The organism is Terriglobia bacterium (assembly GCA_020073205.1).
Classification (GTDB): domain Bacteria; phylum Acidobacteriota; class Polarisedimenticolia; order Polarisedimenticolales; family JAIQFR01; genus JAIQFR01.
The window spans coordinates 1-14,934 of the sequence record JAIQFR010000107.1; the positions used below are offsets into that span (position 1 = coordinate 1).

Here is a 14,934-nt window from a genome sequence, read left to right on the forward strand (position 1 = left end):
TGGGAACACGCCTACTACCTGAAATATCAGAACCGCCGACCCGACTACATCATCGCGTGGTGGAACGTGGTGGATTGGGACGCTGTCGAGAAGCGATTCACAGCCGGAAAGTAATTAGTCAAAGTGCCCGTGGCCCGTCGCTAAACGGGCCACGCGGTAATTTTACTGTTTGTTCAGAGTCGGGTTCTTCAGGGCCGCAACGTTTAATTGCATATCGCTCGTCTGGAATCCCGGAGTGTCTGGAACCTTTCCATGCCAAAGGTAACCGAGGTCGTCATCGAACTGGAGGAGGTGCCGGTCGTCGAGCCGGAGGTCGTCTCGGCCAGCGAGACGGCGCCGACCTCCCCGGCGCTCGCGGCGCCCACCCAGGACGATCTCGAAGAGATCGCGTTCTACATCGACCAGGGAATGGTCCAGGACGCACGGCACCGGATCGTCGCGTTGCGCTCGCGGGGCAAGGCGGGGGCGGCGCTCGACGCCCTCGAGGCCCGCGCGGCCGCCGCCGCGTCGTCGACCCCCGAGCGGGCGCCCGTCGTCGAGACCGCGGACGATTCCACGGACCGGTCGGAATCGGTCTTGGACGACGAGGCGCTGGAGTCCATCTCGGAGGCGCTGGTCGCCGAGGCCGCGGCGGCCGGGCAGACCGCCGCCGCGCCCGCGTCGTTCGACGAGCAGAGCGTCGAGGAGGTCTTCGAGCTGTTCAAGCAGCACGTCGATCGGGAGATCGGCAGCGAGGATCACCGGACGCACTACGACCTCGGGATCGCCTACAAGGAGATGGGACTCCTCGACGATGCCGTCGGCGAATTCCAGGTGGCGTCGCGTGCTCCGGACCTCTTCCGGGACGCATGCACCATGATCGCGCTCTGCTTACGGGAGAAGGGGGAGGTGCAGGAGGCCGCCGGATGGTACCGGCAGGCCCTGGACGCGCCCGGAGGCGACGACGAGGCGCTTCGGGGGCTACGTTTCGACCTGGCCGAGGTCCTGGAGCAGTGCGGCGACACAAAGGCCGCGCTGGACCTCTTCCGCTCCATCCATCGCGACGATCCGTCCTACCGCGAGGTTGGACGGAAGATCGCGGAGCTCGAGAGCCGCGGGCGCTGATCCCCGGCCCTTGAGATCGCTCCGAGATTCCCATACCCTTCCCTGGAAGGCACCCGTATAATCTCCGGCAGAGCGTTCTCGCGCCGGCCGGGCTACGGGGCCGAGCGGCCGACGGGGAGGCGAAGGGAACACGGGAGGAGGAGGCCATGGAGCGTCCGCTCGCCCTCGTGGTGGACGGCGACGCAGGGTTACGCGCCCGCGTCAAGGACGCGCTGGCCGGGGGTGAGGTCCTGACCCTTGAAGCGGCCGGCGAGGGCGAGGGCCTCGAGGCGCTCAAGGCCCATCCGGTTCGGGTCGTGCTCCTCGCCTCTTCTTTCCCTCCTCCCGAGCGTCGCGCCTACGTCGAGAAGGTCGGCCGGCTCCGGCCCTCGATCGCGACGGTGATCGTCCTCGATCGCCCTTCTCCGTGGGACGAGCTCGAGGCCCTACGGAGCGGCGCGTTCGCCGTTCTGTCGGCGCCTCCGGACCCCGAGCGCCTGAGGCTCGTCGTCGACCGCGCGCTGGCGCAGCACGACCTCCTCGAGGAGCGGAGGCGCCTGCGCGACGAGCTGGGGAACCGCGCGGCGCGCCAGCGGATCGTCGGCCGGAGCGACGCGGCGGAGCGGCTCCGCGAGCGACTCGACGTCCTCGCAGCCACGGAGGGCCGCGTCCTCTTCATGGGAGACGTCGGGACCGGGAGAACGCTCGCCGCCCAGATCCTGCACGCCCTTTCGCCTCGACGCGGCCGCCCCTTCACCCAGGTCGACTGCGCTTTGGGTCCGGAGGGGGCGCTGGAGGCGGAGCTGTTCGGCTGGGAGGGCGGGACGCTTTCCGGGCGCGCGCGTCCCGGCGACGGGATGCTCGAGGGCGCCAAGGGCGGCACCGCGCTCCTGAACGAGGTCGACGCCCTACCGGCGAGGCTTCAGGACCGGCTCCTCGCGGCGATCCGCGCGGGGAGCGTCCTGCGCCTCGGCGGGGCGGCCACGCTTCCCTTCGACGCGAGAATCGTCGCCTCGACGCGCTTCGACCTCTCGCGGCTCGTCGCGGAGGGACGCTTCCGCGAAGAGCTCTACGGCGCCTTCGCCGGAGCGATCGTCGACGTTCCCGCGCTGCGGGAGCGGCGAGAGGACATCGGGCCGCTCGCGGCGCACTTCATCGAGGAAATCCGCTCGATGAACGACCTCCCGCCGATCCGAATCGCCCCGGAGACGCTGGAGGTCCTCGGCCGCCATGCCTGGCCGGGGAACGTCCGGGAGCTGCGTCACGCGATCGAGCAGGCGGTGATCTTCGCCAGCGACGGGACGATCCGTCCCCGCGACCTCCCGGAAGGCCTCCGCGCCAAGGCCCCCGCGGTGGGGGATGGCGACGCCGGCGCCCGGTTCCGCGAGGCGAAGCGGCGCGTCGTCGAGTCGTTCGAGAAGCGCTACCTCGCGGAGCTCCTGGCGCGGCACCAGGGGAACGTCACCGCAGCGGCCCAGCAAGCGGGGATGCTGCGCTCGGCGCTCCAGCGATTGCTGAGGAAGTACGAGCTTCGCTCGTCGGAGTTCCGGGGCTCACGCGCCGAGTCGTCCCTCGACTGACGGCCCGCCCGTGCGAGTCCCGTTCCGGCTCCTCGTCGACGGATGCCTCGACGGCGCGTCCAACATGGCCGTCGACGAGGCGGTGCTGGAATCGTACGTCGATGCCGAGCCCCCTCCCGTGCCGACCCTTCGGCTCTACGCCTGGAGTCCGCCGGCCGTGTCCCTCGGTCGAAGGCAGCCCGCGTCCGGCGCGCACGACGCGGCGTATCTCCGCGACGAGGGCATCCACCTGGTGCGCCGGCCGACCGGCGGGCGCGCGGTGCTCCACGAGCACGAGCGGACGTACGCGGTCATCGGGCGCCTGGGGCGCCCCCCGTTCGATGGAGGCGTCCTCGACACCTACCGGCGGATCGCCGCGGCGCTCGTCGCGGCGCTACGCCTGCTCGGGGTCGATGCGCGCGGCGAGGATCCGGCCGGCGGCCACCCGAGGGACCCCGGGCCCTTCGGACCGCCGGTCTGCTTCGACCGGGCGGGAGCGCACGAGATCACCGCCGGCGGGAGAAAACTCGTGGGTTCCGCCCAGCTCCGCCGCCACGGGGCGTTCCTCCAGCACGGCTCCCTCCCGCTCCGAGCGGACCCTGTGCGCCTGTCGCGGGCGATCGGGGCGCCGGCGGACGCGTCGCGATTCGTGGACCTAGGAGGAGCGCTCGGGCGCGTCCCGGACACCCGGACGATCGACGCCGCGATCGCCGCGGCCTTCACGCACACCCTCGGCGTCGAGGCGGCCCCCGGGTCGCTCACGTCGGGCGAGGCGGCGCGCGCCGCGTTCCTGCGCGTCGCGAAGTACTCGCTCGACGCGTGGAACCTCGAGGGCCGCGAGCCGGCCGGTGGACCCGGGAGTCCCCGGCGCTAGCGGCGGATCATGACCGCGGTGGCGCGGCGCCCGTCCTTTCCGATCCAGCCCGCGGGATCGACCTTCCCCCGCGCCTCTTCCGGGATCGGATCGGCGACGCGGCCGGGGACGCGCCGGATCGGCAGCGACACCTTGCCGTCGGGGGTCACGGCCTCGAGGCGGCGCCCCCCGATCGTGAGGCGGACCGTGGGCTCCGAGGAGAGCAGGCGGTCCAGGTCGGCGGAAGGGACCGCCAGCGCGCCGTCCTCGTCGAGCGGATAACGCTGGAACGGATAGGGCAACTTGAGGCGCAGGTGCTCCGCCTCGGAGCAGTACGCGGTCGGCTCGGTTCCCGCGAGGAAGGCCTCCGATATCACCGGCGCGCAGCCCGCCGCGTCGCTCGCCTTGAGGCCCGTCGTCGAGTCGATCGACGCGATCGTGACCCCGGTGGGGATCGGGAAGTCCTCGGCGGCGCGCCCCTCGTACGCCGTTTCCATGAACTGCTTCCAGATCGGGAGCGCCGCCTGCGCGCCGGTCACCCGGTTGCCGAGGCTCTTCTTCTCGTCGAACCCGACCCATACGCCGACCACGAGGTCCGGCGCGTAGCCGATGAACCAGGCATCGGTGAAGTCGTTGGTGGTCCCGGTCTTTCCGGCCAGCGGCCGGCCCAGCTCCGCGGCGGCCTCGCCGGTCCCGTCGGTCACGACCCCCTCGAGGAGGCGATTCATGAGGTACGCGATCTGCGGGCTCACCGCGTCCCGGACCTCCGGCTTGGCCCGCTCGAGCGCTGCGCCGTCGTTCGAGCGGACCTCCTCCACCAGGTGCGGCTCCACGCGGACCCCTTGATCGGCGAACGCTCCGTAAGCGCTGGTCAGCTCGAGGAGGCTCACCTCGAACGCGCCGAGGGCGAGCGAGGGGTAGGGCTTCAGCTCCGTGCTGATGCCGAGCCTGCGCGCGATGTCGATCACCGGAGCGAAGCCGACCCGGCCCAGGAGCTTCACGGTGGCGATGTTGACGGAGTTCTCCAGCGCGTGACGCAGGGTCAGGTTCCCGTAGTACCTGTCGTAGTAGTTCTCGGGCTCGTAGGGCACGAAGGTCTGGGGGTCGATGAACACGGTGGGCTCGTCGAGGATCGTCTCCGCCGGCGTCATCCCCTGGGTGAGCGCCGCCGCGTAGACGAACGGCTTGAACGCCGACCCGCACTGGCGCCGGGCCTGGATCGCGCGGTCGAACTCGCTTCGGCGGTAGTCGAATCCGCCGAGCAGCGCGCGAACCGCGCCGGTGGCCGGATCGATGGCGACGAGGGCGGCCTCGACGCGGGGCTCCTGCTCCAGGAGGAAGGTGGGCGCGCCGTCGAGGCCGCCGGGCTCGATGCGGACGCGGATCACGTCGCCGCGCTTCAGCAGGGACGAGGCGTACGTTCGCCCGGTCCACGCGATCTCCTCGGGCCCCAGCGTCCCACGGTAGGGACCGGCCCGCACGCGGGCGTGCGCCTCCGAGACCGACACCACCACCGCGTCGGCGACCTCGCCCGGCTGGACGCCGTCGCGCCACGACGGCGGGTCCCAGGCGTCGGGGGACTCTCCGGGCGGCACCCGCACCTTCACTCCCCGCCAGCCCTGCCGCTTGTCCAGCTCGCGCAGCCCGACGTCCATGGCAGCGTTGGCCAGGCCCTGGAGGCGGGGGTCGAGCGTCGTCCGTACCTCGAGCCCGGACTGATACAGGCTCTCGTCGCCGTACTTGGACTGCAGGAGCCGTCGGACCTCCTCGACGAAGTACGGGGCGAGGTTCGCGCTCTCCCGTAGCGCCGACAGTCGGAGCGGCTCGCGCTCGGCGGCCCGGGCCGCGGCCGGCCGGAGGTAGCCTTCTTCCGCCATCCGCTCGAGCACGTGGTTGCGGCGCTTCAGGGCGCGCTCCGGGTGGCGGAACGGCGAGAGGCCCTCGGGCCTCTGGACCAGGCCGGCGAGCAGCGCGGCCTCCGGCAGGTCCATCTCCTTGGCCGACTTGCCGAAGAAGAAGCGCGACGCGGCCTCGATTCCGTACCGACCGTGGCCCATGTAGACCTGGTTGCAGTAGAGGCGGAGGATCTCCTGCTTCGTGTAGCGGCGCTCGATCTCGAAAGCCAGGAGCATCTCCTGGAACTTCCGGTGCGCCGTCTTCTCCGGCTTCAGGACGTCCGGGAAGAGGTTCCGCGCCAGCTGCTGCGTCAGCGTGCTCGCACCCTGCTCGAGGGTCAGGTTCCTCACGTCGTACCATGCGGCGCGGAGGATCCCCCGGAGGTCGACCCCGCTGTGGTGGTAGAAATTCGAATCCTCCACCGCGATCAGCGCCTGCTCGAACACCTTCGGAATGTCCCGGTAGGGGACCAGCGTCCGGCGCTGCTCCCCGAAGCTCGCCAGCGAGGTCCCGTCCTGCGCGAACACCCTCGTGCTGAGCGGGGGCGTGTAGTCCTCGAGCTTCTTGACGTCGGGCAGGTCGAACTTCAGGCCGTAGCCGAGCGTCGCCCCGGCCGCGGCCGCGGGGACCACCGCCAGGCCGAGGAGCAGGAGCGGCCGAAGGCGGCGGCGCGAGGTCGCGGATCCGGGCAAGGCGCTCATCTCCCCCGAGAGGGTATCAGGACGCGGCGTGGCGGCCAACCCGCCGTGGCCGGCGCGCGGAGGGTACAATTCACCGGGGAGCCGGACGAGCGTGGCCACTTTCGAGATCGTGTCCGATTTCAAGCCGACCGGGGACCAGCCCGCGGCGATCGAGGCGCTCTCGAAGGGCCTCGACGAAGGGCGCCGGGACCAGGTGCTCCTGGGCGTGACCGGCTCCGGGAAGACGTTCACGGTGGCGAACGTCGTCGCCCGCGCGAACCGGCCGACGATCGTCATGGCCCACAACAAGACGCTGGCGGCCCAGCTCTACCAGGAGTTCCGCCGGCTCTTCCCGCGGAACGCGGTGGAGTACTTCGTCTCGTACTACGACTACTACCAGCCCGAGGCGTACGTCCCGCAGTCCGACACCTACATCGAGAAGGAGGCGACGATCAACGAGGAGATCGACCGGATGCGCCACTCGGCCACCCGGGCGCTCTTCGAGCGGCGCGACGTGCTGATCGTGGCCAGCGTCTCGTGCATCTACGGGCTCGGGTCGCCGGAGGCCTACCACGGGATGATGCTCCTCGTGGAGCGCGGGGAGAGGCTCGACCGCGACCGGGCGATCCGGAAGCTCGTGGAGATCCAGTACGAGAGGACCCCCGCCGACCTCAGGCGCGGCGCGTTCAGGGTCCGGGGGGACACCCTCGAGATCTGGCCGGCGTACGCGGAGGACGCGCTCAGGATCGAGTTCTGGGGGGACGAGGTCGAGAAGCTCTCGCGAATCGACCCGGTCAGGGGCAAGGCGGTCGAGGCGCTCGAGCGCGCCCCCGTGTATCCCAACAGCCACTACGTGACGCCGCGGGAGGACCTGCTGCGCGCGATCGACGCGATCCGCGCCGAGCTCAAGGAGCGCGTCGCGATGCTGGAGGGGGAGGGGAAGCTCCTCGAAGCCCAGAGGATCGAGCAGCGCACGATCTTCGACCTCGAGATGATGCAGGAGGTCGGCTACTGCCACGGGATCGAGAACTACTCGCGTCACCTCACCGGGCGGCGCGAAGGGGAGCCCCCCCCGACCCTGATCGACTACCTGCCGAAGGACGCGCTCCTGGTGATCGACGAGAGCCACGCGACCGTGCCGCAGATCGAGGGGATGTTCAAGGGGGACCGCGCCAGGAAGACCACCCTCGTGAACTTCGGCTTCCGCCTCCCGTCCGCCATCGACAATCGCCCGCTGACCTTCGAGGAGTTCGAGGCGCGTCGGGGACAGACGCTCTACGTGTCGGCTACCCCCGCGCGGTACGAGCTCGCGCTCGCCGGCGGCGAGATCGTCGAGCAGGTGGTCCGCCCCACCGGACTCCTCGACCCCGAGACGGTGGTCCGGCCGGTGGAGGGGCAGGTGGACGACCTCCTCGGGGAGATCCGGGCGCGCGTCGGGCGCGGGGAGCGCGTGCTGGTCACCACGCTCACCAAGCGCATGGCCGAGGACCTCACCGAGTACTACAAGGAGCTGGGCGTCCGGGTCGAGTACCTGCACTCCGACGTCGAGACGCTGGAGCGGGTCCGGATCCTGCGGGATCTGAGGCGCGGCGAGTTCGACGTGCTGGTCGGGGTCAACCTGCTCCGGGAGGGGCTCGACCTGCCGGAGGTCTCGCTGGTGGCGATCCTCGACGCGGACAAGGAGGGGTACCTCCGGTCGGAGCGCTCGCTCATCCAGACCATCGGGCGCGCGGCGCGGAACGTGAACGGCACCGCGATCCTCTACGCCGAGCGGATCACCGACTCCATGAGGTTCGCCCTCGACGAGACCGCGCGCCGCCGCGCGGTCCAGAAGGCGTACAACGACGCGAACGGGATCACCCCCGAGACGATTCGCCGCGCGGTGGACGAGCTGATGGGGACGCCGCTGGCCGCCGACTACTCCACGGTCCCGCTCGAGGAGGAGGAGGGCGAGGAGGTGTTCGAGGACGCCGAGGCCCTCGAGGCCGAGATCGCCCGCCTCGACACGCGGATGCGGAGCGCCGCGGAGCGGCTGGACTTCGAGGAGGCGGCGGCGCATCGCGACCGGATCCGCTACCTGAGGGAGAAAGCGGTGCTGGCGTGAGGAATCCGGCCTCGCGCCGCGCCCGAGTGCACTGCGCTCTTGGGGGGTCTATCCTGCGCCCGCGGCGCGGGGCCCGGTCGGCGGGCGGGCTCGCAGGGGGAATGGACCATTGAGCTCCGATCTAAGGACGTCGAGAGGAGGCACCTATCCGGCGCGCCGGGGCAAGCCGCTGCCGATGGAATACTTCGCGTCGCCGCGGCCTCCCGTCGGCAATGGAAGGATGGCCATCGAGCTGGGAGAGCTCCGGATCGAGATCGGGGGGCTCGACGACCGATTCGAGGCGATCCTCCGCGAGCGCTACGGCCCGTATGCCGCCGAGCCCCGGGGCCAGGCCGGCGGTCTTAGCGTCCGGCTCGGCCTCGAGGACCGCGAGTACTTCATCGATCCTCCGGAGTCGCCCGAGTTCAATCCGGTGTTCGTCGAGAGCGACGGGGGCCGGGTCCGTTTCCTCGGCCACCGGCTCGCGGGTTGGTTCGACGCCCTGGACGGCGAGGGCGTGATGCTCCTCGCCCGCGGATCCTACGAGACCGAAGCCCACGCCATCGAGAACTACCTCCGCGCCGCGGTCGCCTGGCAGGCGGCGAGCCGCGGCGGCGCACTGGTCCATGCGGCCAGCGCGGTCCGGCACGGGCGCGGCTACCTCTTCTTCGGGGAGTCGGGGGCCGGCAAGTCCACGTTGTGCGCCAGCAACCGGCGGGGGACGGTCGTGAGCGACGATCTGTCGCTGCTGCTCCCGGCCGAGGGCGGCAAGCTCCGTCTGGTCGGAAGCCCGTTCCGGGGGACCTACGAGGAAGGGGAGCCGGTCGTCGGCGCCTTCCCGCTCGCAGCCGGTTTCAGGATCGTGAAGGACCATCGGGTCGAGGTGCGCGAGGCGCCCAGGGTCCGATCGCTCGCCGAGCTGGTGGGGAACCTGCCGTTCGTCGCCGAGGAGTTCGCGCGGCGCCCGGATCTCTTCGAGCGGATCGAGCGCGCGTTCGCCTCGGTCCCGCTCGCGCACCTGCACTTCAGGATGGACGACTCGTACTGGGACGCGATCGAGAGGTCGGGGCTGTGAGCGCTGGCGCCGAGGGGGTCGCCATCGACCTGAGCGGCGTCGCGGTGCGGGTCCGAGGCCTTCCGGGACCGCTCGAGGCGCGCCTCGCCCGGGAATGGTCGGCCTTCCTCTCCGTGGACGGGGGCCGCCCGTTCCTCGACGTTACGGCGTCCCTCGCCGAGATGGAGCCGCCGGTCGGTCCGTTCGCTCCCAAGGCGATGCGATCGCGGCTGGATCTCGAGGGGGCGAGCTTCTCCATGGCGGAGGGGGACGTCGCCGTGGACGCCTCGGGCCGCGCGCTCCTCAGGCTCGGGGCGGCGGTCGCGCCCGAGCGGGGCTGGTTCGCGTTCCTGAACCTCCTGCGGGCGGCCCTGGCCTGGCGAATGCCGTCGCGGGACGGGATGCTGCTCCACGCGGCCGGGGTGACCCTCGAGGGACGGGCCTTCGTGCTCGCCGGCTCCGAAGGATCGGGAAAGAGCACGTTCGCCGCGCTGGCCGCGTCGCGAGGCGCGCGGGTGCTGAGCGACGACCTCGTGCTGCTCGATGGCGCGGGAGGGGCGATCGAGGCGCTGGGCGCGCCGTTCCGCTCGACGCACCCCGGTGCCCAGGAGCCGGGCCGATGGCCGGTCGCGGCGATCCTGTTCCCCTCTCACGGCACCGCGGCATGCCTCGGCGCGGCGCCGCCGCTCCTCACGCGCGCCCGCATCACCGCGAACCTCCCGTTCGTCGCCGAGGGGATCGAAGCCGACGCCAGGATCCTCTCGGCGATCGAGCGGCTGGCTCGCGGGGTCCCGGCGAGGGAGCTGACGTTCGCTCGCGACCCCGCGTTCGTCGACCTCCTGCTGGGGTTTCCCCGCTAGGGGCGCCGGTGGACGACGGCTTCCCGTCCCCCGCGCTCCGGGCGAAGCTCGACGGGCTGCCCGACCGGCCGGGGGTGTACCTCTACCGCGACGCGCGAGGAAGCCTTCTCTACATCGGCAAGGCGAAGTCGCTCAGGAGCCGGGTCCGCTCGTACTTCCAGCCGTCGGTGCAGCACCCTCCGCGCACCGAGCGGCTCGTCTCGGAGGTCGCCGATCTCGAGATCATCGTGGTGGACACCGAGACCGAGGCGATCCTGCTCGAGGCGAACCTCATCAAGCGCGAGCGGCCGCCGTTCAACGTCGTGCTTCGCGACGACAAGAGCTTCCCGTACCTGAAGCTGTCGCTCGGAGACGAGTTCCCGCGCGCCGCGCTGGTCCGAAGGCCGCGCCTCGACGGGAGCCTGTACGCGGGTCCGTTCATCCCGGCGTCCGGGGCGAGGAGGTCCCTCAAGCTGATCCAGCGCGATTTCCGGGTGGCCACGTGCGCCGAGGTGTTCGACGGGAAGCGGCGACCGTGCCTCTACTATCACCTCGACCAATGCCTCGCGCCGTGCGCCGGCAAGACCACGCCCGTCGAGTACCGGAGGGCCGTGGAGGACGTCCGTCTGTTCCTCGAGGGGAAGCACCGCGAGCTGGAAGTCGCGCTCGAGGCGAAGATGAAGGAGGCCTCGGCCTCGGAGGAGTTCGAGCGGGCCGCAATGCACCGCGACACGCTGGCGACCGTGCGGCGCCTGGCGGTCCGCCAGCACATCGCCTCCCTCGGGCTCGAGGAGCAGGATTTCTTCGCGCACCACCGCGAGGGGAGCGAGGTCGCGCTCGAGCTGTTCCAGATGCGGGAGGGGAAGGTGGAATCCCGCCGCGAGTTCGGCTTCGGCGACCTCGACTTCGACCCCGGCGCGTTCTACGCCGCGGTGCTGGCGCAGTACTACGCCGAAACCCGGCCGCCGCCCGAGATCTACCTCCCGGATCTCCCGGCCGACCCGGAACTGATGGAGCGGTGGCTCGGCGAACGGCGCGGCGGGAAGGTCCGCCTCCACGTGCCGGAGCGCGGCGTGAAGAGGCGCCTCCTCGACCTCGTCCGGAAGAACGCGGCCCTCGCCTTCCTGAGCCGGTTCAGGGCCCCGCATGTCCACGGGGTCGAGGTGCTCGAAGCGCTCCAGGAGGCGCTCGGGCTCGACGAGCCGCCGTTCCGGATCGAGTGCTTCGACATCTCGAACATCCAGGGGACCGATTCGGTGGCGTCGATGGTGGTGTGGGAGGGGGGGAAGCCGAAGAAGTCGGACTACCGGACGTTCAACATCCGCGGGGTCAAAGGGCCCGACGACTTCGCATCGATGGCGGAGGCGGTCACCCGCCGCTATCGCCGCCTGCTGGCGGAGGACCGGCGCCTTCCGGACCTGGTGCTCATCGACGGCGGCCCGGGACAGCTCGGCGCGGCGGTCAAGGCCCTCGCGGAGGTCGGGCTGCCGATGCTGCCGGTGATCGCGCTCGCGAAGCGGGAAGAGGAGATCTGGCTCGAGGGCTCGGGGGAGCCGGTCCGTCTCGATCGGTCCTCGCCGGCGCTCCATCTCGTCCAGCGAGTACGCGACGAGGCCCACCGATTCGCGCTGACCCACCACCGAAAACGGCGCGCGAGGCGGACCCTCCGCACGGCCCTCCTCGACGTCCCGGGAATCGGACCGACGCTGGCCAGGAAGCTCCTCAAGGCGTTCGGGAGCGTGGAAGGGGTCCTCGCCGCCGCCCCCGAGGCGATCGCGAAGGTCGCCGGGAAGAAGGTCGCGGAGACGCTGTCGACCACCTTGGTCCCCGGCCGGAGCCGCGACGCGCCGCCGCGTCCGCCGGGGCAAGGGCCGTCGTGAGCCGCCCCTTGTCCCGGATGGGTCGCCGCCCCTATATTCCACCTCCGTCGCGCGGTCCCGCCTCGCGACGGGGGAGTGAGCTTGATGGAGAGCTTCTGGAGGTCCCTGCCCGGGACCGTTCTCGTCGTCCTGATCATCGCGATCTTGACGGCGGCCGGCGCGATCGGGATCCAGACCTATCGCGCGACGCACCCCCCGCGCCAGGCCGACGAGAAGAGCGACCTCGGAGCGTTCCTCTCGCACGTCGAGGAGGTGCGATTCCGCTCCGCGGACGGCACCGACCTCGCAGGCTGGCTCGTCCGGGGCGCGCCGGGCGGATCGCCGGTCGTGCTGTGCCACGACCTCGGCGACGGCAAGGGCTCGCTGGTGAACCTCGCGATCGCCCTCCAGGACGCCGGGTTCACCGCGCTCGCGTTCGACTTCCGCGGGCACGGCAAGAGCGGGGGAGAAGGCTCGACGCTGGGAATCGCGGAGAAGCGGGACGTCCTCGGTGCCTTGGACTACGTCTCGGAGCTCCGCGACGTGGATGCGCGCCGGATCGGCCTTTACGGCGTCGGCCTCGGCGCCCACGCGGCGGTGCTCGCCGCGGCGGACCGGCCGGCCGCGAAGGTCCTGGTGCTCGACGGGATCTACCCCGACGCGGGCTACCCGCTGGCGCGGAAGGTCTACGCGGGATGGGGGTTCGGCTGCCGGTACCTCGGCGTCTTCCCGCGTCTCGCCTTCCACCTGCTGACGGACACCCCGGCCCGCCGGGAGACCGCCACGGCCGTCCTGCCCCACCTCCTCTCGCGCGACCTTTTGTTCGTCGCGCCGGCGGGCGACGCGGCGCTGGCCGCCGAGATGCAGCGGCTCTACGCGTCGGTTCCGGAGCAGCGCGAGGTGGACGCCAACCTGATCGTCCTGCCCGCCACGCGAGCGAGCCACCTCTACGGCGAGGAGCTGGACCGGTACAATCGCCGGATCTCGGAGTTCTTCGAGAAGAGGCTTCGGCGCCGGTAGGCGCTCGGTGTTAACCTCCCCCTCGATGGCCAAGACCGACCGCGATGCGCTCGCCGCCTTCCTCGCCGACGGGAAGCGACGGGTCGAGGACGCCCTCGACCAGCTCGTCCCGCCGCTGGGGACGCCGCCGCCGCCGCTCCACGAGGCGATGCGGTACACGCTGCTCCTCCCGGGCAAGCGACTCCGGGGGATCGTGGTGCTCGCCACCGCCGAGATGCTCAAGGGGAACCCTAAGGACGCCCTCCCGCTGGCGTGCGCGGTCGAGATGGTCCACGCGTCGTCCCTGATCCTCGACGACCTCCCCTCGATGGACAACGCGACGCTGCGCCGCGGGAAGCCGACCCTTCACCTCGTCACCGGCGAGGCCAACGCGATCCTGGCGTCGGTGGCGCTCCTCAACGCGGCGTACGCCCTGGTGTTCGAGGCCGACGGCGTCGGCGAGAAGTCCCGGCGCGAGGCGGCCCGCCGGCTGGCGAGGGCGATCGGCGCCGAGGGGCTCGTGGGCGGGCAGGTGGTCGACCTCGAGTCCACCGGGAGGAAAGTGGACCTCGACGCGCTCGAGTTCATCCACAGCCACAAGACGGGGGCGCTGTTCATCGTCGCCGCGGAATTCGGAGCGCTCGCGGCCGGAGGGCGCGCCAGGGACGTCGAGGCGCTCCGAGCCTACGCGAAGAACCTCGGCCTCGCGTTCCAGATCACCGACGACCTCCTCGATTACAGCGGCAACCCCGGGACCACCGGCAAGGACGCGGGGCTCGATCGCGACAAGACGACGTTCGTCAACCTGTGCGGCATCGACGGCGCGCGCCGGCTCGTGGACGAGCTGATCGACGCGTCGGCGGCCGCGCTCCGGCCGTTCGGGCGCCGCGCGGCCCTGCTCCAGGCCCTGGCGGAGCACGTGCGCGGCAGGGACCGCTGAGCCGTGCACCCGGGTGACGGGGTGTCGGGCCCCGGCTACGACGAGGTCCGCCTCAGGCTGGTCGAGCGGGGGTACCTCCAGGGGCGCATCGAGCGGTTCGTGCTCGCGGACGCCGCGCGCCCCGGATCGCCGGCGCGGCGGCTCCTCAAGAGCGGACTCAAGGCGGCGGTCCTCGGGGCGCCGATCCTCGGCGCCTTCCTGGCCGGAGCGGCGGTGGCGGCCAATCGTCCGCTCCTCGGCGCCGCGGACGCGCTGCTGCTGTGGCTCTACTTCGCGGTGCTGGCCGGCGCGGCGCTCCTCGTGCTCGATCTCGCGGTGGCCGCCGCCCTCGCGGGGCTGGCGGGCCGGCGCGGCGCGAAGGCGGGGGACGCGCTCACCGCGTCGCTCCTCGTCGGGCTCCCGACGCTGGCCTACCTCGTGCTGCTCATGTGGAAGAGCGAGGCCCGGACCGGCCTCGCGGGGGACCTGTTCTTCCTCGTCGGGGCGCTCGCGGCCACCCTTCTCGTGTCCTGGCTCGCGGGGCTGGTTTCACTCGCCGGGATCATCGGACGGACCGGCGAGGTGCCGGACCGTCGGAGGCGCGCGGCGGTGCTGCTCCTGGCGGCGCTCCTCCCGCTCGTCGTCCTGTACCTGGGGGTGCGGGGAGCGGTCCGGGAACCTTCGGCGGAGCGGTCCGCCTCGTCGTTCGCCATCGCGCCGGGAGCGACGCGGCTTCTCTTCGTGGGGGTGGACGGCCTGGATTCCGCGCTCCTCGAGGCGCTCGAGGCGCGAGGCGCCGTCGACCACCTCCTGGCGGGGATGGCCCGCGGCGCCGTGTTCCCGATGCGGCGGGCCGCGGGACACGAGCCGCCCGAGATCTGGACCACGATCGAGACCGGCGTGCCGGCGGCGGAGCACGGCGTCCGCGGCGTCGGCGCCGAGAGGCTTCCGGGCGTGGCCACCCCGCTCCGCGCCGGGGCCGGTCCGGCGCCGCTCGTCGCGGCGCTCAGGTTCCTGCTCCCCGCGCGAACCGTTCCGACGACCGGCGCCGGTCGCTCCGTCCGGACGCTCTCCGAGATCATCGGCCTCAAGGCGCCTTCGGTGGCGGTC

At 71.7% G+C, this 14,934-nt stretch carries 12 protein-coding genes; 11 read left to right on the top strand and 1 reads right to left on the bottom strand.

Translation table 11 applies throughout. The annotated features are described in order from the left end of the window. From LAO51_16940 to LAO51_16955, 4 genes are all read left to right on the top strand, one after another. The coding region (locus LAO51_16940; protein ID MBZ5640430.1) for a superoxide dismutase at positions 1-114 on the top strand (114 nt) is incomplete at its 5' end. Positions 115-252: 138 nt separating this feature from the next. After that, positions 253-1,104 (top strand): tetratricopeptide repeat protein, encoded by an 852-nt coding sequence (locus LAO51_16945; GenBank protein MBZ5640431.1) that lies wholly within the window; start codon positions 253-255, stop codon positions 1,102-1,104. A 146-nt stretch (positions 1,105-1,250) separates the two neighbouring features. Beyond that, a complete protein-coding gene (locus LAO51_16950) occupies positions 1,251-2,663 on the top strand; it encodes a sigma-54 dependent transcriptional regulator (GenBank protein ID MBZ5640432.1) in 1,413 nt (470 codons plus the stop codon). 10 nt (positions 2,664-2,673) lie between these two features. Further along, positions 2,674-3,516 carry a lipoate--protein ligase family protein gene (locus LAO51_16955; protein MBZ5640433.1) on the top strand — a complete coding sequence of 281 codons (843 nt, stop codon included), beginning with the start codon at positions 2,674-2,676 and terminating at the stop codon, positions 3,514-3,516. On the opposite strand, the gene LAO51_16960 is transcribed toward LAO51_16955, so the two are convergent. After that, the gene (locus LAO51_16960) at positions 3,513-6,083 is read right to left on the bottom strand and encodes a PBP1A family penicillin-binding protein (GenBank protein ID MBZ5640434.1); all 2,571 of its coding nucleotides are present in this window, start codon (positions 6,081-6,083) and stop codon (positions 3,513-3,515) included. The two genes, LAO51_16955 and LAO51_16960, sit on opposite strands and share 4 nt — an antisense overlap. Before the next feature lie 100 nt (positions 6,084-6,183). On the opposite strand from LAO51_16960, the gene uvrB reads away from it, so the two are divergent. From uvrB to LAO51_16995, 7 genes are all read left to right on the top strand, one after another. Next, complete coding sequence (uvrB, locus tag LAO51_16965) at positions 6,184-8,175, top strand: excinuclease ABC subunit UvrB (GenBank protein ID MBZ5640435.1); 1,992 nt, start codon at positions 6,184-6,186, stop codon at positions 8,173-8,175. A gap of 220 nt (positions 8,176-8,395) precedes the next feature. Further along, positions 8,396-9,229, top strand: coding sequence for a hypothetical protein (locus LAO51_16970; GenBank protein MBZ5640436.1), 834 nt, complete (start codon positions 8,396-8,398; stop codon positions 9,227-9,229). Continuing rightward, the gene (locus LAO51_16975) at positions 9,226-10,068 is read left to right on the top strand and encodes a hypothetical protein (GenBank protein ID MBZ5640437.1); all 843 of its coding nucleotides are present in this window, start codon (positions 9,226-9,228) and stop codon (positions 10,066-10,068) included. Before LAO51_16970 ends, LAO51_16975 begins: the two co-directional genes overlap by 4 nt. 8 nt (positions 10,069-10,076) lie before the next feature. Then, positions 10,077-11,927, top strand: coding sequence for an excinuclease ABC subunit UvrC (gene uvrC, locus LAO51_16980; GenBank protein MBZ5640438.1), 1,851 nt, complete (start codon positions 10,077-10,079; stop codon positions 11,925-11,927). 84 nt (positions 11,928-12,011) lie between these two features. Further along, on the top strand, positions 12,012-12,926 hold the full coding sequence (locus LAO51_16985; GenBank protein MBZ5640439.1) for an alpha/beta hydrolase: 915 nt from the start codon (positions 12,012-12,014) through the stop codon (positions 12,924-12,926). 25 nt (positions 12,927-12,951) lie between these two features. Further along, a complete protein-coding gene (locus LAO51_16990; GenBank protein ID MBZ5640440.1) occupies positions 12,952-13,845 on the top strand; it encodes a polyprenyl synthetase family protein in 894 nt (297 codons plus the stop codon). Positions 13,846-13,848: 3 nt separating this feature from the next. Then, positions 13,849-14,934, top strand: a 1,086-nt coding sequence (locus tag LAO51_16995) for a hypothetical protein (protein ID MBZ5640441.1), incomplete at its 3' end; no start/stop codon positions are given.